The 22,159-nt window shown below is 57.6% G+C and carries 20 protein-coding genes and 1 pseudogene; 15 read left to right on the top strand and 6 right to left on the bottom strand.

Annotated elements, in window-relative coordinates; genetic code table 11:
* From JQ575_RS45140 to JQ575_RS35010, 7 genes and pseudogenes are all read left to right on the top strand, one after another.
* Positions 1-135 (top strand): annotated as a pseudogene (locus tag JQ575_RS45140) (endonuclease); the annotation flags it as partial.
* 81 nt (positions 136-216) lie between these two features.
* Positions 217-444, top strand: coding sequence for a hypothetical protein (locus tag JQ575_RS34990; RefSeq protein WP_212037768.1), 228 nt, complete (start codon positions 217-219; stop codon positions 442-444).
* Between the two features lie 30 nt (positions 445-474).
* Complete coding sequence (locus tag JQ575_RS34995) at positions 475-1,599, top strand: ERF family protein (RefSeq protein WP_212037769.1); 1,125 nt, start codon at positions 475-477, stop codon at positions 1,597-1,599.
* A gap of 1,297 nt (positions 1,600-2,896) precedes the next feature.
* Complete coding sequence (locus JQ575_RS35000; protein WP_212037770.1) at positions 2,897-3,103, top strand: hypothetical protein; 207 nt, start codon at positions 2,897-2,899, stop codon at positions 3,101-3,103.
* A gap of 798 nt (positions 3,104-3,901) precedes the next feature.
* Positions 3,902-4,852 (top strand): FkbM family methyltransferase, encoded by a 951-nt coding sequence (locus JQ575_RS35005; RefSeq protein WP_212037771.1) that lies wholly within the window; start codon positions 3,902-3,904, stop codon positions 4,850-4,852.
* A gap of 469 nt (positions 4,853-5,321) precedes the next feature.
* Positions 5,322-5,459 carry a helix-turn-helix domain-containing protein gene (locus JQ575_RS46655; protein WP_409364851.1) on the top strand — a complete coding sequence of 46 codons (138 nt, stop codon included), beginning with the start codon at positions 5,322-5,324 and terminating at the stop codon, positions 5,457-5,459.
* Positions 5,460-5,728: 269 nt separating this feature from the next.
* A complete protein-coding gene (locus tag JQ575_RS35010) occupies positions 5,729-6,448 on the top strand; it encodes a hypothetical protein (protein WP_212037772.1) in 720 nt (239 codons plus the stop codon).
* Positions 6,449-6,711: 263 nt separating this feature from the next.
* On the opposite strand, the gene JQ575_RS35015 is transcribed toward JQ575_RS35010, so the two are convergent.
* Positions 6,712-7,032 carry a putative addiction module antidote protein gene (locus tag JQ575_RS35015; protein WP_212037773.1) on the bottom strand — a complete coding sequence of 107 codons (321 nt, stop codon included), beginning with the start codon at positions 7,030-7,032 and terminating at the stop codon, positions 6,712-6,714.
* Positions 7,033-7,104: 72 nt separating this feature from the next.
* Positions 7,105-7,866 carry an outer membrane protein gene (locus JQ575_RS35020; RefSeq protein WP_212037774.1) on the bottom strand — a complete coding sequence of 254 codons (762 nt, stop codon included), beginning with the start codon at positions 7,864-7,866 and terminating at the stop codon, positions 7,105-7,107.
* 989 nt (positions 7,867-8,855) lie between these two features.
* Here JQ575_RS35020 and JQ575_RS45855 point away from each other — a divergent pair.
* The 4 genes from JQ575_RS45855 to JQ575_RS46240 all read left to right on the top strand — a co-directional run bounded on the left by JQ575_RS45855 (position 8,856) and on the right by JQ575_RS46240 (position 9,984).
* Entirely contained in the window at positions 8,856-8,987 is a 132-nt protein-coding gene (locus tag JQ575_RS45855) for a hypothetical protein (protein ID WP_283842673.1), read from the top strand.
* A gap of 113 nt (positions 8,988-9,100) precedes the next feature.
* On the top strand, positions 9,101-9,466 hold the full coding sequence (locus tag JQ575_RS35025; protein WP_312016076.1) for an FkbM family methyltransferase: 366 nt from the start codon (positions 9,101-9,103) through the stop codon (positions 9,464-9,466).
* Between the two features lie 11 nt (positions 9,467-9,477).
* Positions 9,478-9,651 carry a hypothetical protein gene (locus JQ575_RS35030; protein WP_212037775.1) on the top strand — a complete coding sequence of 58 codons (174 nt, stop codon included), beginning with the start codon at positions 9,478-9,480 and terminating at the stop codon, positions 9,649-9,651.
* Between the two features lie 180 nt (positions 9,652-9,831).
* Positions 9,832-9,984: a hypothetical protein gene (locus JQ575_RS46240; RefSeq protein ID WP_212037776.1), complete on the top strand. Its 153-nt coding sequence runs from the start codon at positions 9,832-9,834 to the stop codon at positions 9,982-9,984.
* Between the two features lie 287 nt (positions 9,985-10,271).
* Here the strand turns inward: JQ575_RS46240 and JQ575_RS35040 are convergent, their stop codons facing one another.
* On the bottom strand, positions 10,272-10,505 hold the full coding sequence (locus JQ575_RS35040; protein WP_212037777.1) for a hypothetical protein: 234 nt from the start codon (positions 10,503-10,505) through the stop codon (positions 10,272-10,274).
* A gap of 577 nt (positions 10,506-11,082) precedes the next feature.
* On the opposite strand from JQ575_RS35040, the gene JQ575_RS35045 reads away from it, so the two are divergent.
* Positions 11,083-11,565, top strand: a complete 483-nt coding sequence (locus tag JQ575_RS35045) for a hypothetical protein (RefSeq protein WP_212037778.1) — start codon at positions 11,083-11,085, stop codon at positions 11,563-11,565.
* A 1,595-nt stretch (positions 11,566-13,160) separates the two neighbouring features.
* Here JQ575_RS35045 and JQ575_RS35050 read toward each other — a convergent pair.
* Entirely contained in the window at positions 13,161-13,841 is a 681-nt protein-coding gene (locus tag JQ575_RS35050; protein WP_212037779.1) for a response regulator transcription factor, read from the bottom strand.
* A gap of 661 nt (positions 13,842-14,502) precedes the next feature.
* Between JQ575_RS35050 and JQ575_RS35055 the strand changes: the two genes are divergently transcribed.
* Positions 14,503-15,399, top strand: coding sequence for a response regulator transcription factor (locus JQ575_RS35055; protein ID WP_212037780.1), 897 nt, complete (start codon positions 14,503-14,505; stop codon positions 15,397-15,399).
* 945 nt (positions 15,400-16,344) lie between these two features.
* On the opposite strand, the gene galE is transcribed toward JQ575_RS35055, so the two are convergent.
* Positions 16,345-17,415 carry a UDP-glucose 4-epimerase GalE gene (gene galE, locus JQ575_RS35060; protein WP_212037814.1) on the bottom strand — a complete coding sequence of 357 codons (1,071 nt, stop codon included), beginning with the start codon at positions 17,413-17,415 and terminating at the stop codon, positions 16,345-16,347.
* A 165-nt stretch (positions 17,416-17,580) separates the two neighbouring features.
* Complete coding sequence (locus tag JQ575_RS35065) at positions 17,581-18,948, bottom strand: polysaccharide biosynthesis/export family protein (protein WP_212037781.1); 1,368 nt, start codon at positions 18,946-18,948, stop codon at positions 17,581-17,583.
* A 344-nt stretch (positions 18,949-19,292) separates the two neighbouring features.
* Between JQ575_RS35065 and JQ575_RS35070 the strand changes: the two genes are divergently transcribed.
* Both JQ575_RS35070 and JQ575_RS35075 read left to right on the top strand, forming a co-directional pair.
* Positions 19,293-20,786 carry an undecaprenyl-phosphate glucose phosphotransferase gene (locus JQ575_RS35070; protein WP_212037782.1) on the top strand — a complete coding sequence of 498 codons (1,494 nt, stop codon included), beginning with the start codon at positions 19,293-19,295 and terminating at the stop codon, positions 20,784-20,786.
* A gap of 143 nt (positions 20,787-20,929) precedes the next feature.
* On the top strand, positions 20,930-22,075 hold the full coding sequence (locus JQ575_RS35075) for a hypothetical protein (RefSeq protein WP_249167119.1): 1,146 nt from the start codon (positions 20,930-20,932) through the stop codon (positions 22,073-22,075).
* The last annotated feature ends 84 nt before the right edge of the window (positions 22,076-22,159 follow it).

Raw genomic sequence — 22,159 nt, forward strand, 5'->3', positions numbered from 1 at the left:
CTCGATCACGATGCCGCCAAGGGCGAGCTCAAGAAGCTGGTTCCAGAGGACGCGAAAGAGGCCAAAGGGCACGGCGTCCGCGCCAAGCGCTCCAAGTCGGGCGCCATTAGTTTTGAACTTCAACCCGCCGAATAGCCGCCGCCGAGCTTTCCGATCGGGCGACGTTTTGGAAGCCGAAGCGAAGCCCTCGCAGTAGGTTGGGACGTGGATGCGCCCATGCAGTCGCCCTTCGACTTTGCCCATCTCGACCCGTCCTGCGATCCCCCGGAGGAGTATGTCGCAGCCTTTGAGCTATTGGCCGCATTCTGGTGCGAGCTGCGCGCATTCCGGTCCGCCTCCCCGCAGGATGCGTTTCTGAGCGACTTCTCCGCCCATCTGGAAACCGAGCTGGTCGCCGCCGCTCTCGTGTTGGCGATTCAGGTCGAACTCCTAACCGCTCGCTAGCGTCATGGCCTTTCTTCAACGGAGTTACCGATGCAACATGCAAGCCAGTCGATCAGCAACATAGGCGCCGCCCTCGCCAAAGCGCAGGCGGAAATCCAGAACCCGGAAAAGTCGCTGACGGCGACCATCCCTTCGGCATTCCCGCGAGAGGAGAGCCGGACTTTTCGGTATGCCTCGCTGGCAAGTGGACTGGATATTGTCCGAAGATGCCTGAGCAAGCACGAGATCGCGACCGTCCAGGCCACGGCCATAGAGCCGGAGACCGGTCTGATCAAGCTCACCACGACCCTTCTCCATGCTTCCGGCGAATGGCTGGCCTCGGACTGGCCGGTCTGTCCCGTCACCGAGACCGCGGCCCCGCATCGGATGGGCTCCGCCCTCACCTATGCGCGGCGCTACGGACTCTTTACCCTGGTCGGGATCGCCGGCGACGACGATCTCGATGCACCCGACCCTGGTCCCCAACCGGCGGATCCAGCCCCCACACACAGGCCGCCGCAATCCGGTACGAACGGCCAGACCCCGCCAGCTAGATCGTTCCAAGGCGCCCGCAAGCGCGCCGACGTTGCTCATGTCAGCGTCCTGCCGGCTGAAGCCTCGGCAACGCTGCGAGACCAGTTGCTTGCCGAGCTCGACGGGTTAGGGCTCAAGGACGATCTGGACGCCTGGACGCTGCAAGCCTGGCCAAAAGCAAACTCCCTGACGCCTGCAGATGGCGACAAGGTCAGGGCGGTGTTTCAGGTCCGGCTCGCCCGCGGCGAGATGACGTCGGAGGCGGATACCGCGTCAGACAAACTGCGACAAGCCATGGCGACTCCAGAGGTCCGATCGCGCATCGACAAGAGCGTGCTAACCCTGCCGGAGACCAAACGGCAACGAGACCGGCAGCACCTGCGCTTTGTGGCTAGCCACCCCTGCCTTGTCTGCGGCCGCGAGCCGTGTGACCCACACCATTTGCGTTTCGCACAGCCCCGCGGGCTCGGCCAAAAGGTCAGCGACGAATTTACAGTGCCGCTGTGCCGGGCGCATCATCGCGAGCTGCACCGCGCCAGCAAGGAAAGAGATTGGTGGGTGACAGCCGGCCTGGAACCAGTCGGTTTGGCGCGCCAGCTTTGGCTGGAAACCCATCCGCTGCCTGTCGTTCCACCCGTTTAAGAAGAATAATGAAAATCACCTGCTGCGCCGCCCAGTCGCATCGGCGAGTCGGGAAACAACATCCTTGATTCAACACAATCATCTGTTCGCCTATCGACGAGCTTGGCCATGTGTTACCTGCCTATTGCGCTTCTTGTCCTCGCACTCTTTGCTAATTCGAGTAACGGATTTCAGACTGGTATCGCACTTACACGGGCCTCTGATCTGCCTAGCTGCTCTCCCGAGCCGAGTAGACGCTGAGCGCGATGGCAGGTCTCCGTGATCACCCGTAGATGATTCATCCAAGTCGATGCGGTCACGGGTAAATTGCTGCGGACCGCTTGTCGGTTGTCCCATCTCAAGCTGAGCGAGCGATTGGACGATCGAGAGCCCTAGCGCCACCCCGCTAAGTCCACACAGCGTACCTCACGGGCGCTTTCGCGTGCGCCCAGGTTGCGATACGATGCCTTCGGCTTGTTGAGCTAAGGCCCAAGGATGATCAGCTGGCGATTTGCTGTTCCGACCGTTCTAGGCGCAGCTGCCCTTGCAGCCTGGATCACCTACGTCGTTTTCCCGATCTCGCCGCCGCTCAGCGAAGAAATTCGCCGAATGCCGACTGTGTCTGAAGCGACAGGTGATCAGGATCTAGCGGCGTCTGAAGACGAGGTGTTCGCCTACCAACGAGCCGCGGAGGCTATCCTAAAGCGAAATCCGAATGCGAAGGCGTCGGCCGACGAGCTCCCACTGATCACCGGCCGTATCCCGCTGCCAAAGCCGCGCCCCCTGCCGCGACCCTGAGGGCTATTTCCAAGATCGATACGCGTCCAACGCGTGAGCGACAAGAACGCCGACGCTGAGAATTACTAAAAATACTGCAACAGCCTCGAGCATGGGCGATCCTAGGACAGCTCAAGTAAGCAACTCCGCGAGTTGCACAGTCAATGAATCGTTTGTCACGCGCAGTTCTCGGCGCGAGTGGGGATTCTGAGCAACGGGAGACCCGGTTCCAGCATTAACCGGCCGTAACGCTCCACAGGTATCTCAGGCCGCTCTAACTAGCCGCGCAACGCGTCGATGGTCATGAGGCCAGATCCCTATGACCGGTTGCGCGACTTGCAGCCAGGCTAACCCCGTTTAAAATGGTCGCAACGAAACTCGCCTGTTAAGCTTGATGTCCGCGTTACGTGTTAATTTTGGAACCGCAAAGCCCACTTAAGGAAAGGCGGCGCGACACCGACGCGGGTCGCCTTGGCATCGATGACGTTCAACGTGCAAAGGCTGCGTTTCGTGGTACGTTGAACAGGCGCTTGAGGTGACGATGGACGGAAAAATATTCAACAGCGAAGGACAGTACGTCGCTGTCTTCCGCGCAAACGAGATTTATAACCTATCCGGACAGAAGCTGTATGACCTCCGTATTCAAAAGATCTACAAACCAACGGGCGAATTCGTCGGACACCTTAACTCTGCCGGTGCTGACAAACGGCTCGACAAATCGAGCGACCGATTGTTTCCCAAACTCTAGATTATTCTCTCCCCGCTGGTCGAGCTGGGCTGAAGGCGACGGGGAAACGAGCAACCAATGACACGAGAGCGGTGGGTTCGGATGTACGCAAATCACCTTGCCCTCATGGTGCGAGGGAGCGTGGGCGCGTTCAAGTTGGTTGCGGCGCAATAACATGCGCGGTTCAGTCGGAAAGAAACGAGAGATCGGCACGATCGTTCCGTCGACACACTTAGACGCGCGATCGAACGGTACGGCGAGCGGATACTGCGGAATGTGAAACTGGGCGGGGCTGAAGGCGAAATGAGCGATCGGGCTATTCTGATCGTTGGTGGCCTGCTCATCCTTTGCGCCGGGATAGCATATCTGACCGCGACGATCGTTTGGCCCGGCTGATGGTCTGGACGCCTATATCCGTTCAAGCTCGGGGCAGCTTGTGGTTCGCCTCAAGAAACCGCGCCAGCGCCGGCTCTGAATCAAATACCCCTGCGGCGAAACAATAGGTAGCCAAGCTTATCTCGGGGCGGCTTTCGCGCGCGCGCTAATTAGGTGCGACCCGATCTGAGACTCCCGAAGGGTTATGGTTGGCCTTTTTACTAAAGCCGCCGTGCGTCCGGAAACCGATAGCCCTAGGAGATTAACCCGCTGCACCGACATTCAGGTTAACAGCGGACTCAAAGTCGGACATCTAGCCATGTCCCCTTCGTGCTAGTACCGTCGTGATATACGAACCTGCCTTCACCCTGGTTCGAAACCAGGCGGTGGCTCGCCCTTATCGGAGCGGTCATCCTTTTTCCATTTATCGTCAAAGTTGAATTTATGATTCCCGTCAGGGCAGATTCTACCCGACTCGCTTTCGACCGCGCCAGCGGCGCCATTGAGGGAGCCGGCATTCGTGAAAAGGCCCTTATCATGGCGTTCCAGGCTGGGGCGCGCATCTCCTCGTCATGGGCCCACCGGGGTTTCGGCGTCGGCTGCCGGGCATTGCGTCCGACGGTGCCGAACCGAGACATGTACGTCCGCCTCAACGAGGATGCCGTATTCGCCTTTCCATTCGGTGACGAATACTGGAGCACGATCCTCGATCGCAAGTACGTCTACGAGCTCGACATCGACTTGTTCTTGCGCGGCATCTCCGACACCGACTACGTGCTGCTCGACTGTGGCGCCAACTACGGTTACTGGTCGACGCTGGTGTCGAGCCGCCCCTACGGCTCCCGCCGCGCTATCGCTATCGAGCCTTCCTCCTCCAACTACGCTTACTTACGCCGGAACGCCGTCGTCAATGGCGACCGTTTCGAGACGATCAAAAGCGCGATCGGCGAGACATCGGGCACTGCCTACCTTTCCGGCCGCAAGCACGCATCGATGACCATCGTCGACCATGGCGAGGGCGGCGACGCTGTCGCCATGGAATCTCTGGACGATCTGATGGACCGAATGGATCTGTCGACAAAGCGTCTTGTGTTAAAGCTCGATGTCGAGGGCGTCGAAATCGGTGCCATGATCGGAGCGGCGCGGTTGCTCAAGACCGATTGCGTGGTGATCTGCGAAGACCACGGTAGCGATCCGCTCCACGCGGTTTCCAAGCACGTCCTGAACCACACCGACATGCAACTGTTCTGCTACGATCCCGATGCAGGACGCTATATCCACCTGAAGAACACATCGCCACTCGACCGCATCAAGAAGGCCGTCAACCGCGGCTACAACGTGCTTGCGACCTCAAGTCTCTTCTGGGAAGCTCGTATTCTCGCGTCCTCGACATGAGGAGATCGCGATCCGGACGCGACCACCACGACAAGCTGTAGGTCAGTGACATCTAGGTCCCCAACTGCTTGTTAATTTGCACCCGGCACCGCGCCGCGCTTCAATAGCGCATGCCCGACCTCACCCGCCGCCCTCACCCCGAACGCTCCGACACTTGGCACGTCTTCTATGGTGACGCAGGTCGGCACGATGGCGGTCCAAAGCCGAACGAAAGCGGCGGCAAATTGCCGAGCAATTGATGGCGTCACCCAAATCTCAATTGTGGGTTACCTGAAAAACCGACGAAATTGACGGACAAGCAAAATTAGTCGGCGACGGATTTATCCTAAACAATTTTTGTGTCGGTTTCGGCTTCGTAAGCTCCTGTTGTCCACGAAACAAATCGTGGACGACAACGGAGTACACGGAATGAATGAAAACTACTCATTGATTACCCGTGAAGGACTTTCGATCTCGGAAGTCCTGCGCGATGGCTGGGATTGGCCGAACCAAACTTTATCAAGCTATCACCGAGGGGAGCCTTAAGGCTCGCAAGTGCGGAAAGCGCACGCTCGTCCTGCGCGAAGATTTGCGAGGATTCCTCGCAGCACCGCTCGATGCCGCGTGACGCGTCCGTTTATGAAAAAACCTCAGAGCGGTGGTCAAGACCGCTCCAAGGTTATCGCCAAAACCCCTCTTGCAAAGGAACTCTGACAATGAAGTCTCTACCACACTGTCGAAGGCAACACCACTTTCCAGACCTATTTGGGCCGCCAATCGGGCCGGTGCCTTTCCAGACTATCGCGTCCGGTGGGTTGCCAGTCGGTGCAGGGTTTCCCTCGCCACTGCCGAAACCATCATCGCCAATGCGGGCTTCGCGGACGGGGAGCGCCGCCGATGATTCTGATCGTAAAAGCACAAATCGGCAAAGCTGGACCCGTGGTGACCGTGCGCGGACGCGACGCATGGGCACTGCTGGAACTGAAGGCCGCGCATGACAACGGATGCACTCCGATCGATCATCCGGGGCCACGCTGGAGCGGCTATGTCCACAAGCTCCGAAAGGCCGGAATTTTCATTGAGACGATTCGCGAAGCACACGACGGCCCGTTCTCAGGGCAACAACGTCGTTATGTGCTTCGGAGCCTGATTGCTATTTTCGAAATGAAGGGCGGCAAGTGTGATAGCGGTTGCTGGCCCACGAAGCGTCACTGGCGGGACTTCGGTCCCGCCCGTACTCCGAACCCCGTCGGAAGCCGCGAACAATCACGAACGGGGTTCTGGCGCGTGTGGAGGGTGGTCATGCTGAAACGCCGTAGAATGAACAAGCGGATCGATGCGCCGCATGTCAGGTTCTATGACTGGCTCCTGACGTCGCCAGCGTATCTTTCCTTCGGTTGCCCGGCGCGAGCCGTGCTGATCGAACTTACGAGACTCTACAAGGGCAACAACAATGGCCAACTTGGCTTATCCGTTCGCCGAGCTTCCGAGCGTTGCAATGTCGCGCGGGGAACGGCCCAGCGTGCCTTGCCGAACGTCAGGAGCGCGCGTTCATTGAACTGGTCACAAGGGGCGCGTTCCGTCGCAAGTCACCACATGCCAGCGAATGGCGCCTGACGTTCCACACCTGCGACGTACCGGCCAGTTGCCGAGCAAGGCGTTCATGCGAAAAACAAAACGCGGTATCAAAATATCCCGTCGCGGTATCAAATCAGAGCAAGCGCGCTGCATGAAACAACGCGAAAACGACCTCACGGTGCTTTCAATTGGTACCGTGAGGGCAACTTTCGCGACGTTCCCGGTATCATCTAGGGCACACATATAGTCTCAACCTCCTGAAACGGTTGCGGATCCGCGTCACCGTTCAGGTCCCAAGGCGATCAGCCTGATTTCAACCGCACAGCTCCTTCATTCCGGCGCATCGTGACATGCAACTGGAAGCCCATCGCATCGAGTACCCTAAAAATTGTCATGAAGTTCGGTTTTTGTGGATCGCGTGCAAACGCACGATGAATGCTTGTCCTCGCAATCCCAGATTTCTCCGCAAGATGAGAAATGTTGTAAAGGTGGGTGGCCGCGCCAATGGCGTGACAAATTTCGGCGACATCCGATTTCTTTAAAGCTTCATTTATGAGATCGGCAGCCGCGCGTCGCGAAGCCGGCTGTGGTCGAGTTAGGCACCTGATCGATTTTTTGGGCATGTAATCCCTCTAATAAAATAGGCCGGCATTTCTGCCGGCCTACTTTACTGGAGACGATGTGATTGGGCGAGGTCAGTATCTCGCTGCGACCGGAGCGCCGTAGCCGCCGAAGCGATAATTCAGGCGCAGGGTGACCATATCCACGTCTTGGCTGATCCGGTTATTGACGAAAGCGGCGGGAACCGCTGCAGCCGTGAACGTATTGTTGGCATCACCCATGAAAAGATGGTTGTACTCGACACCGAACGACCAGTTTGGCGTGAAGCCGTACTCTAATCCGACACCCACCGTGCCGCCCCAGCGGGTCGCGCTGGCTGAGGCCAGTTCAGTACCGAAAACGTTCTCGAGGATGCTAAAGCGGTTGCTCGTCACCGCCGCGCCACCCTTTACGTAGAACAGCGCTTGGTTCCAGGCGTAGCCGATCTGGCCGGTAAAGAGGCCGATGCCATCGGTTTGGGTGCGCGTGGAGAACAGGGGATTGATGAGGCTGATGCGCTGGTTGCTAAAATCCGCCCAGTCGCCCTGAGCTTCCAGGCCGAACACCCAGGTGCCCGACTGCCAACGATAACCGATCTGACCGCCGACGAGACCCCCGGACCGTTCGCGGCAGCCGCTCGCAACGGCAAAGCCGGTCACGTCAACGACATCCCAACAGTTGCTGCTCTGCCCCCAACCGCCATTGCCGCCGATATAGAAGCCGGTCCAGTCGTAAATCGGGGCCACCATCGGAGGCGGTGCCTTGGTATATGGCCGAGCGGCCATATCAGCTGCAGTAGCGGGAGCGCCCATTCCGAGAGCAAGCAAACCAACCGTTCCGAGCAAAAACTTTTTCATATCTCAATCCCCATGCACTTCGCTGAAGCGGCCCCTCCGGCAGGAGCACCCATCAACCTGGGAAAACTGTAGCGGCATTTAGTCGCGAAGGCTGTATCCGAAGTACAACACCCGGGCTCTAAGTGACCGCGCCCTAAGTTTATGGTTCGTTTACCTTTTTGGGCGCGGTGGTCCAACCACTAGTCAAGTTACTAAGCGCGCCCTGCTGATCTGGCGCACAATGTGCTGGCCATTCCTCATCGTGAACTTGAACGCCATCAAGTCGGCAGCATAATCGACCGACTAACGGTAGTATTTAGAGGCGCGGATAGGACGGTCATCCGGCAAGCCGAGAGCACCAGCGGTTTCCGCGCACACATTGGTGCGTCGCAGGCGCAACGATGGTTCAAGAGGTAGGACGGTGCCCGCGGCATTGAAACTGTCTCTCCTGCTTTAAAACCGATGCTTCGACCAATCCGTTTACGATACGTCGTGCTGCAACTTAAAATATTTCCGCACAAACTAAGGCTTCAATCGCGTCTAGTCCGGCCGCAAGTTCACACGGTGACGAGATAGTCCTAATCGTTATCACGCACCAATCGGGCAAGCGCGTTGATATAGGCGGAGGCGTCATTAGCTTCTTTTTTCGGACCGCCATGTCGGAAGTTGCCATACCAGTCACAGCCGGCGAAACGGCAGGGCAATCCGGTCCGTTTCGATTTGGCACCACATCTTGGGGCCGCATTGCATCGGTGCAATGGGGTTGTCGCTCATTTCGGTTTAGTCCCCCTCCCGTCCTGAACCGGCTCAGGCTCGGCCTTCTGGTCATAAACGTAGACTGGCGTCCGGAGTTGCCTGACGCCCTGAGCTGCTAAGTAACCAGGTCCGTAGAATTACTGGCGTTGGCTGTTCGCTTCGTGGTGGAGATCCGGAAATCTCGCAGCGCACCATCGATATTTCGATTTTATTATCGCACCAAGATTCGGGGAAACATCCAAAGGAGACTCATTATGGTCATCGCGATCGTCGTGACCTGTGTGTGGGTTGCCATTAATGTGGCGTTGGTCGGTCTGAGGCTGTGGGTTGTGAACGGCCTTGCTGTTGCGGACACTGTGCCGCCGCGGCTGTCGCAGACGAACTGAGGCCGACTTGGCGCTCTAGATAGGTTTCCAGCGCTTGGGAGAGCTCAGCGAGATGCAAGGATATTCTCTGTTTCGGTCTTGATCATATTGACGGCTCGCTACGCGCTATCGCTATAGAGCCTTCCTCCTCCAACTACGCTTACTTACGCCGGAACGCCGCCCTAAACGGCGACCGTTTCGAGACAATCAAAAGCGCGATCGGTGAGAAATCAGGAACTGCCTACCTTTCAGGCCGCAAGCACGCATCGATGTCGATCGCCGACCATGTGGAAGGCGGCGAGGCAGTCCCGATGGTATCACTGGACGATCTGGTGGACCGAATGGATCTGTCCACAAAGCGCCTCGTGTTAAAGCTCGATGTTGAGGGCCTCGAAATCGGTGCCATGATCGGAGGGGCGGGTTTGCTCAAGACCGATTGCGTGGTGATCTGCGAGGACCATGGTAACGATCCCTCCACACGGTTTCCGCGCACATTCTGAACCACACCGACTTGCAACTGTTCTGCTACGATCCCGATGCAGGACGCTATATCCACCTGACGAACACATCGCCACTCGACCGCATCAAGAAGGCCGTCAACCGCGGCTATAATGTGCTTGCGACGTCGAGCTCCTTCTGGAAAGCTCGCTTCCTCGACATGAGCGGATCGCCGATTACGACATAGACACCATCTTACCGCGACCCGGCGACCGAGCGAAGGACCAGGCGAAGAGACTCTGCCCCGGCCGAAGTAAACTTTACGTAGGTGCCGGGTTCGTGTTTCCAGAGCCAGCCGCGCTTAATCGCAAGGCGAGGCCCGCGCCGTATTCAGCCGGGCTGCCGCCATGGGTACAGGAACGGTCCGTTGATCTTCTTCGATGTGGACGCGGCCGTCCTGGATTGGCTCGATCGTGATGAAGATCTTCAAGAGCTTGCGCCCGGCGGCTTCAGGGTCGGCATTGGGGCGGTTGTTTCATGCGGTGGTCTGTTATCTTCTTCAGTCAGGTGCGCGGCGTAGACGGGAAACCAAGACCGGGTGGTGTCATGTTGTGTGACCTAGTCGCGCTGGTAATCGCGACCGTAGCCGAATGACGAGTTTCACTATGGAGCGAACCAGACGCGCATCGAGAATGGGTGAATGAAAAATGCCGAAATAACTATTGCGGTCTGTTTTCGCGGATTCTCCGCTCATATTGGCGAACGGACATCCTCCTGGCTGGATCAGGTTGTTCGATATTGCCTTTGGTGCATTTTCCTCCAGTGGCAGCAACGGCGCGGACTCTTAAGGCAGGCGATCTGAGATGATCAATCAACGGAAACGATCCGCCTTCGGACGTTTAGCTCTGCATCGTCGACGCCGAGGTTGACGGAAAAATGCACTCCCTGCGTCAGCGGGATCGGCGGGCCGTCCGCGTCGAAATAACTGGTCTGGACGTCGGCGATGGAAACCGGCGAAAAGCCGGGTGAGAAAATGGTTTCTGCCCCGGTATAGGTCCGCTCGGCGTAACAGGCTTCAGTTGCAACCGTCATGCCAGGCAAGGTAGGCGGGGTGCCATCAACCGCTTCCAGACGCGCCGGCCCGAGCGAGCGATGGGGCTGTTAAACCTAATCCATTAGGTTAATTTCGAACCGTAATTGCGGTCTGGAGCGCCTCCTTTATGGAGAGAGCCGTTGCAGGAAGTTCTAAGTCTCGTTGCTTTACTCGGGGCGGCCTATGCCGCCGGTTACGGTACCCGGGAATACATTTCCCGGCGACGCCGAGCGGGAGCGCGCGTCTGGAGGAATTTCATCGAGCCGAATAAACCGCCTCCCGGGAACGCGAACGACGCCCTTTCCCCTACTGAAATGATGCATGGCAGCGATCTCGGGCAGATGCTAAATCGTTGGGAAGAGCGAGCTAAGGCACGGCGAACACCTCGCTGAAGCCGTTAGCCCCCGCTGAAACGCCAAGCGCGACCCTGGGATAGCGCCGCGCGTGATGCACTTTTTACGGCTCTAACGCGGGGGGTCGAGCTGGCGTGGAAACGGTCGGATTCGATCTATTCCGATTTGCCAGTGGTCATGGCGCTGATGTGGTTCCGGACGCCGTTGGCCGGAGATTGCCCGGGCGGTTCAGTTGACGGAACCGCAGCTAAAGGAATTCTTCGGACCTGCGATCTTCAAGTTCGTCCATGAATTTTATGGGCGGCCGCAACAGAAGGGGGCGCGCCTCGTCGAAAACCCACATGACATGCAGGGGGGCCGAGTGATGATTCTTGAGCTGAGTTTAAAACGTCCGATCGGCGAGGGTAAGGCAAATTCGTTGAGCCTTGTTCGCGGCAAGATGGAAGCCGCGGCGGGATCTACGACGCCATCCATTTCACAATCGACTCTGCGGCTGGTGACCTCGAGGAGTCGTTTGCGATTTTTGCCATGCTGCGCCCAACCTTCTCCGGTTGCGGCGAGGAATTCATGCTATTCGGGTGCTCTGCTCATTTTCATTGCCGCCGGACTGAGAAAGGCGAAGGCGGGGACTGAATTTCTGATTCGTTCCGACAAGCCGTGGTCGCGACCAGCTACCGGAACGAGTTATCTCCGAGGTATTGCAAAGACAGGCTGACGAATTGGCAAAAATAGACCACCGTGTGGTCGATCTATTTGTAGATCGCGCCGGCATCGCGCAAGACTTTTTCGAGAGTGAGATAGCGACGGAAGATACGTTAGGAAGCGGTGCTGCAATTCAAACTGGGAATCGTTCATGAATTCGCAGGTCTCACGCCACTTGCGATCCCGGCTGGCCTGACAGCGGACGGTGAAGGAAACTAGGAACCTGTTTCTGCCATCCCACATGACGTCGGCGAATTGCTATGAGGCCGAGCGCCGCACTACGTTTAACGGTCGTCGCGAGTTAACGCAGTCCGACCGGCGGGTAACGCGACCATTGTGGAAAGCTGCCTTAGTGGTGTCCGCTACCTCTTGCACATCGAACCAACCCAAATTCGATTCCTTGCTTTCTCGTTTCAGAACGATGTGACTTGTGCCATCGCGGGCAAAAATGAAAGTGGCCAAAAGGGTGGGCAAGAACAATTCAACTATAGCTGGGGTAAAAATACTTTTTGAAGTGTGACGAAAAGGTGATCCTTCAGGTTTTGAACCGATCGATACGATCGCGCGTTCGCGCTCTTGCCAGCCACGAGACTTTATCGGAAGATTCTCCGGGACAGTCCAGCGGCCCTCTAACCACCCGTTACTCCGCGTAACCGTCCCAGTTGCCTTGTAGTGCCTGATTTCGAGCCCCAGCATTAAAGTCAACGTAATGCCGTGAAGATGACCCAGCGGCTCCCGGCCATGACCGCACGCTCCGGCTGCATTCGCTCTGCGCGCGCAGATACGAAGCGTCCGCTATGGCGCCGTGCCCAAAGCGATCCAAATCGCAACAGCAATGCACCAGACAATAGCCGCGTATGGCAGAGCAATACGCATTTTGCCTCCGCTCGAAAACACACGAAACCAACGGGCGAACAATAACGCTCGTTCGTCGCCCTGATTGAGGCCTTCGATGACCGCGCGCCGGCCGGCACACAGCCCGCGTTGATCAAGAGGTGCACGAATCGCACCTAGACTGTCGCCAGACGAAGCGCCAGGTCTACCACCCAATGGGGGTACCCCTTAAAAAACCGCTTCTGCGCCAAGGAAGTGTTCCGGTTGCGCCGCATCCAGCCGAATATCGTCATGTGTTAGATAGCTCGGCACTGAGCCGATTGCAGCCTGGACTGTCCAATGAAGTCCAATCTACCGGTTGGCGTTCGCGTTCGAATGAGCGCTCTTGGTGCGTCACGCTGCGCGCGCCTTGCCAACAAGACCGGCACGATTGTCGGAGGGAGCGTCTACGTTAATAGCGTCAGCGTCTTGTTCGATGGAAATAAGTCGCCGACCACCATTCATCGCGAATACGTTGAAGTAGTGCCACCAGCCCTGGACACAGCACGAGACAGCCTGGCAAAGCGGCACTGAAAGCCAGAGTTTTGTCTCACCCGATTGGGTTAGAGCGCGCCATCAACACCTATGAGGCTATCGTCTCATGCAAAAATGGCCGAGCGTGCGGACGACATGTTCAATCCAGCATCGACGTCGCCGATGACTTGGTACTTCCAGGTTGCTTTTACTGATTGAGACCGGCGCGGGGTTTTCGCTCAGCCTGTCCTCACCTTCCGCTCAATCGGACGAGATGGGCAGCGCCGGCTTGTCTTCAGGGGATCCCGCGCGATCGCTCTGCGAAATCGCGAGCGCCGCAAGCACCGTCCGGTTACTGATTTCGAGCTTCTGAAAAATGTGATGAAGATGCACCTTGATGGTGCCGTCCGTAATACTCAGCCGTCGACCAATTTCCTTGTTCGACAATCCTTCGGACACCAGGCGCATGATCTGGCGCTCACGGTCCGTCAGCGTTGTCAGCGCACTCTCGGCGATCGCGCTTTGCTCCCGAGTTATTGTTTGTTCAGGGGAAAGCAGCGGCAACAGCCGCTGACCTGTCGCAACCTCGCGCAAGGCCTGCATCAGAGCTTCAGAGTCCGTATCCTTAGAAATGACGCTGTAGCCGTCGGCCGCAGCTGCCATGACCAGTTCGCAGTCCTCATCAGTTGCGGTGAAAAAGACCAGTCGCGTGGCAAGATTCTCAGAATTGATGAGGGAGAGAATTTCCGATTCGGTCACGCCAGGAATTGAAACGCCGAGAATTGCGATGTCCGGCCCGAACTTCCGCAGCGCCTCGATGCAACTTGCACCATCACTGCAACTCGCAACAATGTTGAAGTCGCCGTCGGCGCCAAGCAGACGGCTCAACCCCTGCAGAACGATCGGATGCCGGTCTGCGATCACTACGTTGGTACAACGCATCGGGCGGTCCTCAGCCTATCCCCCCAATAACTTAAACCCCACTCGCCCCTGCCTGTTTCATTGCTAACCTAAACGAGTTCGAGACAAATTTCCAACAATGCAACGCATTCGATACCGCAACGCAAAACGAGGTTAACCCGCGTCCTGTCGCCCCGTCTGTGTCTCAAAAGATGTAACCCCTTCGCGGTGCTTCCGTAGAAGTACGGATTTTCGAGTGACGCGTTACTTCGCTTTCGCATTTCATCATTTGAAGCTTTCGCGCCAGTGCATCTGTACCTGGCGACACCGTCAGCAGCGCAAAAGCTCCACAACGCTTGATCAGCGTGGCGCTATCAACTCGCTCAGAGAATGCGGAAGAGGGGGGCGTTAGCCATTAGGAACGACATCCATCTGCCCGAGCGGGCACTATAACCAAAGGTATATAGGGATACGGAGAATTCGAATCTAACATTCGTAAAGACTTTACTAACGCGGATCCCCCGAAACCTGCCAAGCCGCTACTCTGCGAACGTAGGAAAACAAGCATCACAGATTCGGGGCCTTTCAAATCTGCCAATAAAAAACCCCTTTGAACGAAGGAGCAAGACGACTGGAGAAGAAGACCGACTGAGTACAAAGCCAATCATTTAGTTCAAACAATTGCGTTTGGCGGGAGAGTAAAATGCGGAGGCAAAAATCTTTTACAACGGTTCTCGTTGGCAGAAGCATCTTAGTTAGGGAAGGAATTGCCAGAATCCTACGCGCAGCAAATTGTCGCACATCAGCCTCGGTATCGTGCGCTGATGATTTGCCGCCCGGCAAACTCCAACCACACCAATTGCTATTTCTCATTGTCCACACCGGTGACGATTTCAGCGTCGCCCTCGAACAGATCGAAATTTTGCGACAGAGGTATCCGGGCGGCCGCTTTGCAATCGTGGCCGATCACTATCGGCTGGATGAACTGGTTTCGGCATTTCGGGCCGGCGCCAATGGCTTTTTCGTCGACGTAATGAGGTGTGACGTATTCATCAAATCCGTCGAGTTGGTGATGATGGGTGAAACATTTTTTCCGCCGGCATTCCTGTCATTGTTCCTCGATTCCAAAGGCAGCCATCTGCCTGAGGTGGCGCCGAGCGACGACAGCAGTGAGGCAATCGTTGTCACAAGCGAGGATGCGATCGCGCCACAGCTTTCACCTCGGGAGAAGTCGATTCTGCGCGGCCTGATCGAAGGCGAGTCCAACAAGTCGATAGCGCGAAAAATCGACATCGCCGAGGCGACCGTGAAGGTCCACGTCAAGGCAATCCTGCGCAAGATCCGGGTCCAGAACCGCACACAAGCGGCGATCTGGGGGATGAACAATCGGGCAAGCAGCTTTCAGCCCTCAATCTCAAATGTGAGCGAGCGACACCCGAGCCCTATCGCGGCAATCTCCGAGATCAAGCAAATCGGGGGTCCGGCGCCAGTGGAAGTGCTTAACCACGAGACAAGTCATGCCGAGGTAGCGCGTTACGACGGCCTGATCCGCAAGGACATCAACCCAAGGTCTCTTGGCGCAGCGCGGTTAGCTAAGTAACAGGCGATCGCGGCGGGATTTGAAAGTCAGTCCCGCCGCGATTTGCATGCGTAGCGTATGCAAAACGAAGCGTGCCGCCACGGCGTCTTCGCGTTGCGCGATCCGGCTGCCGACATTGAGCCAGAATGACGCGCGACGGTTGCGGCGAAATCGAGCGGTCGCTGCAGGCGGCCGAAGCTGGTGGCTGAGCTCGATCTGCACGAACCCTACACTGTCACACGGACGCATCGGTACCGAGACGCTGCAGAAGGCGATCCGGGCCCGGAGCCATCGGGCTTGGCTGGCCCAGGGAAGCCTCGCGAGAAGCGGACGGCATCCGCCGCTCAGCGGCCTAGCTGGGGCTCAGGGACGCGCGCATCGCCTGGCGATGGTGAGCTGGTATGTGATCGAGCGCGCCTGCTTCTTGGTCTCGGCGGTGGTCGGATCGTCGATGATGCGTTGGGATCATGCTGGCTGGAGCTGCGACCGTTCCATCAGACGATCCCTGAAGTTATCGTAACGGCACAATCGGCATCGGTGTGCGGCAGTGCCGTCACAGTGCGGCCAGGTGTCAGGATGGTGGCGGTGCGTGCCTGCGTTGGGTCCTAGTGCGCGAGGGCGCCTCGTCGCCGCTTGGATCGGTCCGGCGGATTCTCGAATTTGAACTGCGCGACCTGCCGCCAAAGCTGCACCTCGTGCGCGTTCCCCAAATGCTTGGCTCGCTCTTTCGCTGCATCGTCGTCAGCGCAGTCAAAGTTAACCACGCCCACCAACCGGCCCTGTTCATCCGAAACGTAGACACGATAATGCGGCATCGTTTGTCCCTATCGTCACCGTTTTATCTGCAAGTTGCGCCGCCAGGCATGGAGATTTTGGGTCTTGACGGGCTACCTCTGATGGGCGGCGTGCTCGCTGCCGCAACTCGTCCTCAAGCCCGCTCATGCGGTCGGACAGTTCGGTGCTTGCTCACCCCCTTGGAGCGGACGCTCGGGCGGTGAGGTCGCTGGACCGCTCCTGGACCTTAAGCTCGATACCACGATAGCCGTTGGGGTTCTGCAATTGCCAACGCCAATGGTCCGCGCACATTTGCTCCAACGATCGCGCCGATTTCCAACCCAGCTCCTCCTTCGCAAACGTGGGGTCGGCATAACAGATGGCGACATCCCCTGCCCGGCGCGCTCCAATTTCATACCGGATAGACCTGCCACTCACCGCCTCAAATGTTCGAATGACTTCCAGAACGCTGCTGCCGCTGCCCGTTCCAAGATTGACCGTGAGCACCCCGGGCCGTTGCAGGTGGCGCAGGGCGCTGAGGTGACCGGATGCAAGATCGACGACATGGATGAAGTCGCGGATACCGGTGCCATCCGGCGTGTCATAGTCGTTGCCCCAAACGAATAGCTTTTCTCGCCTTCCAATCGCCACTTGCGCCACAAACGGCAACAGGTTGCCCGGAACACCCAGCGGGTCTTCACCGATGAGTCCGCTTTCGTGCGCGCCAACCGGATTGAAGTACCGCAGAATACCGATTCGCCACTCGTCGTCGGAGCTGTAAAGATCCCTCAGCATTTCCTCGATAAAGAACTTGGTGCGGCCGTACGGATTTGTCGGTCCTAGCGGATGCTTCTCGTCGAGCGGCAGATAGCTGGGTACGCCGTAAACAGTTGCGGACGAACTGAAGACCAGCGACTTCACGTTTGCCCGCTTCATGGCCGACACGAGCCGCATCGTTCCCAAGACGTTATTATCGTAATACGTCATGGGTCGAACGTTGGAATCGCCCACGGCCTTCAGCCCCGCAAGGTGAATAACCGCAGTCACCCCGCAGGAACGAAGTATTTCGTAGATGGCCTCTTCATTCCGGATGTCAGCGTGCCGGAAGACGAGCGACCGCCGGCAGATGGATTGCACCCGTTGGAGAGAGGCTTTGTTGCTGTTGGAGAGATTGTCGACGACGACGACGTCGAGCCCGGCCTCCATCAAGGCGATACAAACGTGAGACCCTATGTAGCCAGCGCCGCCTGTCAACAAGATCATTTCGGGCACTTTCCGTATTCGTCCAACCGGCTTCCGTGCAATGCCTGCCTAGGCGCCGGCTACGCTCTCCAGACTCGGACCGCGATAAATGTTTCTGCGAGAAAGTTTCGGCAGCCGCGCCAAGGCGTGTCGTGACATAGACGAACGCCGTTGCGGCAACCCTCGTCACCTCCTCCCGACGCGCAGCGACTCGTTCCCAGTCGCGTCGACCCGGCCTGTCCCTGACGGGATACTTGAATGGCTTAGGCTTCGGGGGGAAGCGTCAGGCCGGTCTTGGTATCGCAAGGTGACCTCGACTGCGTCACCCGGCTCCAGCTCGGTATCTTCGCTTGCGATGATCCGTTCCTGGCCCTTGTCGCCTTTTCTAATGATCGCAATGTCCGTTTTGTTACCGCTACCGCGTGCGAGTTGCGATCGAACCATCGTAGTGTACAGAAGCTTCTCTCCGACGCTCTGCAACTTCTCGCGAATTTGGTTAAGCTTTACGCTGGTCTCCTGCAGCTCACGGAGCAGATCGAGCCTGCGCTGGTCGTCAAGCTTTGCCAGCCTTCTGGTGAGCTCCTCCTGTTGCTTCCTGGCCTGCAGCAGCTGCGCAGTGGTCTGCAGCTTCCGGGTTGACGATAGCAACACCGCGCGACGGGCATCCGTAACGCGAGGACTGGTCAAGGAACCCCTGGCGAAGAGATCGGACGCCTTCTGCAGTTCTTCGAGGTCTGACTGAAGCCCCTCCTCCTCCTTCTTCTGCTGTTCCGAGAGCACGCGGATCTCATCGTCTCCCCGCCGGACGCCGCTTTGAATGAATGTTTTTTCCTGCTGAAAGTCACTCTGCTTCGTTTTCAAATATTCCGTTTCTGCATTGACTATTTCCGAGATCGCCGACCGGGCAATGGGCACGTCCGTCAGAATGCCTGGATTGAGCTGCGTCGCCTCTCCAAGCTCGTTCTTGATGCGCCACATACGCGCCTGTTCTTTGGCAAGTTCTGTCCAAAGCGATCCGTACTCGCTTCTCAAATCCGCCGACTCGAGATACGGATTGTTCATTCTGATACGCATGATGTCGTAGCCGCCTGCCACAGCAACGAGCTGGCGCGCGGTGATGGACGGACGATAAGGGTACTCGCCCGGCTTCGACACGTCCCCATTTACGTATATCGGCCTGTATTCCGCGACCGTCGTAGTGACTTGATCCGCGTCTATCACGATGACGGCCTCGCGCTGTCGAAACACCTTGCTCGCCAGTGCGGCACCAATCTTGTCCCGGGCCTGCGGCAAGGGCAGGCCGGCTACTGGGAGCATTCCGACCAGTGGTAACGAAATATTCCCGTCCATTTGGACGGCACCACGATGCCGCAGCTCCGGCAGGCCCGCCACCGAGACCTCCAGCACGTCTCCGATGCTAACCCGATACTCGGCCTTTGCTTGAGGAACGAAAATCGTGAGGCCAACGGCCACCAGGCCCCATTTGATGCTGCGGCCCAGGGTGCTGCCGAAGACATCGACATGGAAATCATTGCACAGTCCGGCATTCGGCATGTTAGCAATTCCCTGATTGGACGTGGTCCGTGAAGTTCTTCAAATCTCCTGATGGAAGCCAGCGCGCGCCGGCATCGCTATCGTCCGAGCGACCGTCCAGAGAAGCGATTTTGCCGTTCTTGCTCCCTCATTCGCGCTGGGCCGCTCAGTGTCTCCTTCTGTTCGATTGATCAGTGCTGAGCATCGCGGAGCGGATTTCTTCCCGCCAATTTTAATCCCGCGTTGCCGCAGCTCAATCGACCATCGTGGTTACCCCTCCCTACCCATTTATTGCCAGTTCGGACCGGCGGCTCCGATGCTACTGATTTGGCCAGGGGGACGGAATGGCTGGGTGGCAGAGTGCGATGAGTTACGCCTCCTTTACCAATTTGCCGGCCTCTACGCCTTCGGCCGGCGTCGGCAGGACACTCCCGGCACGCGTCGGCAAGAACCGACTGGCTGCCCTATTGGCATTGGCAGCAAGCACCGAATTCCTGCTCATAACTGTAGCGGCCTATTTCGCCGCCATCCTTTATCATCGACTTATCCTGGGGCAGGTCCTGGTCTCGCCGGACCCCGCCAAGTACATTCAGGAATCCCTTCTGATTGCTACGTTGGAGCTGCTCGTTTCCATAGCGCTCGGGCAATACTCCCGGATCCTGACGCAGCCCCGCCACATGTTCCTGTGGAGTGGCGCCAGCAGCGTCTTCCTCGCATTCTCCTTCTTCCTCTCGACGATATTCGTTCTGAAAATCTCCGAAGAGTACTCACGCGCCACTGTGATCGCCCAGGCCGCGAGTGTCCTCCTCGCGGTACTTGGCACACGGGCAGTATGGTTCTCGCTGCTGCAGCCGGCCATTGCAGCGGGACTGATCGACGCCAGGCGCATCGTACTAATTGGAGACCAGGCTCACTGCCTGCGGTTCTCCGTTCGAGCGATGGGCACCGGGATTCGCACCATCCACTCGTTCGACTTTCCGACAGCTCGCACCGACGCCTCCGTACCGACGCTTCCAGGCGCGGCCCAAGCACTGCTTGATGCGCGCCAGCTTGTCGCAAACTGCCGGCCCCTCCGAGTAGATGACATCGTGATTTTGCCTTCGGAAGCGGACGTTCCGTCGGCTCTCGCGCTTGCCAGCGCCCTGTCAGACCTCCCGGTTGACGTTCACGTCCTTCCTGTTGGATCCATCGACCTCATGGCCGTGTCGCGGATCACCCAGTTTGGCGACATGGTGACGATGCGGATCTTCCAGTGTCCCCTCGATCCTTTCCACCGGGCCACAAAGCGAGCTTTCGACGTCGCCGCTGCAATCGCCGGGCTGATTATGGTTAGCCCCCTCTTTGTCATCGTTGCCCTCGCAATCAAGCTCGATTCCCGTGGGCCGGTGTTCTTTCGCCAGACACGGCACGGCTACAACAACGAGCCGATTCGCGTGCTGAAGTTCAGATCGATGGCCGTGATGGAGGATGGCGACAGCTTCAGCCCTGTCACCAGACACGATCCACGGGTGACCCGTCTGGGACGCCTCATGCGCCAAACCAATGTCGATGAACTTCCACAGTTGTTCAATGTCCTGATCGGCGACATGTCGCTCGTCGGCCCGCGCCCACACGCAACCTCGCAGAACGAAGTGTTCTCTGAGCTGATTTCGTCATTTTCCCGCCGCCACAACGTCAAGCCTGGCATTACAGGTTGGGCTCAAGTCAACGGGTACCGTGGCGAGACTGATACCCTCGAGAAAATGCAGCGTCGTGTGGAGCACGATCTCTACTACATCGACAACTGGTCACTCCTTCTCGATCTCAAAATCCTGGTCATGACCTTCTTTTCCAGAAAGGTGTATTGGAATGCCTATTAACGCGGCTACCCCTGCAGCATCTTCTGCGAGCCGACTTTTGTTTGGTAGATCGCACGGCGATAAGACCGAGATATCCGTCGTGTTCCATTTGCGCCTGATGCCCAGCGCCCCGGTAGTGTAACCGCCAGTACAGGTTCGTGAAAATGCTGCAGATTTATAGAACGGAAAGCTCGGTAAAGCAGGACGATATGCCGCCTGAATCTCGGTCGCCTTTCGAGTTTCTGGCAGAAGGGGTGGCTTTCATACGGCGACACCTGTCGATCCTGGTCCTAACCTTTTTGGCAACGCTTTTCATCGCGCTACTCTACCTCATCGTTGCAGTACCAACGTTCACCGCAAACGTGAGACTCATCATAAACTCGAAAGCTGCACCCGGAGACACTGCGTCCGTGTCAACGATCACGGACAGTCAGATCGCGATCATAGAGTCTGAGGGGCTCGCTCGCGTCGTGATCCAAAAACTCGGTTTGGCAAACGATCCTGAATTTATCGGGCAAGGCTTCGCGCAGCGCATGAAAAGGTCGGTCTCTCGGCTGCTCGGCTGGAGGAAGCCAGAAACGGAATACAGCTTGATGCGCCAGGCTACGGATTCGTTCGCCCGCAAGCTTTCGGCGAAGCGCGTCGGCTTGACATACATTATCGAGCTTTCCTACGAATCCGACGACCCCGAGCGCGCGGCGAAGATCCTGAACACTGTCGCCGAAACGTACATCGTGAGTCAGATGGACGCAAAATACAAATCGGCTTTGCAAAATGAGAGGTGGATCAAGGATCGGACCAGCGACTTGAGCAGCCAGGTGTCAGCTGCCAAGAAGGCACTAACGGATAAGAGGAACGAGATCGCGGATTCCGCAGATGACGCAGGCAAACCATCGCAATCGATGGCGAGCATGCAAGGAGAGCTACGCGAACTGGAAGCCAAAGCGGAAGCCGCCGTAAGGACCTATGATAATTTTCTCCGTGTGCAGCGGTATATGGAAGCCGCGCAGCAGCAACCACCCTCATCTACGTTCGAGGCGTACCAGCTCACCGATGTGTCGCGTCCCTTGACGGCCAGTGCGCCGAAAGCCGGAATCGTGCTCGGGATATCGACCGTTGCAGGGTTGCTTCTTGGCATCGCCATCGGAATGCTGCGAGATCTATCAGATCGAGCGGCCGCACCGGAGGGCTGGACTGGAGGACGCGCAGTTGTCCCAATGGGCAAAGCCAGCGCCTCTAAATCCCAGTTGGACGGCTCGTCCGAGCTCGAAAGACATCGCGAGTACAAAGAGCCGAGTTTGGGCAGTTAGGCGCACGAAGGGGTTAGGATCGTGCGCAGGGCGCAGTCTCTGGTTAATCCCCCTCACCACATGGGTCCACAGCGGCAGTATTGG

This window comes from Bradyrhizobium sp. JYMT SZCCT0428 (genome assembly GCF_018131075.1).
Lineage (GTDB): Bacteria > Pseudomonadota > Alphaproteobacteria > Rhizobiales > Xanthobacteraceae > Bradyrhizobium.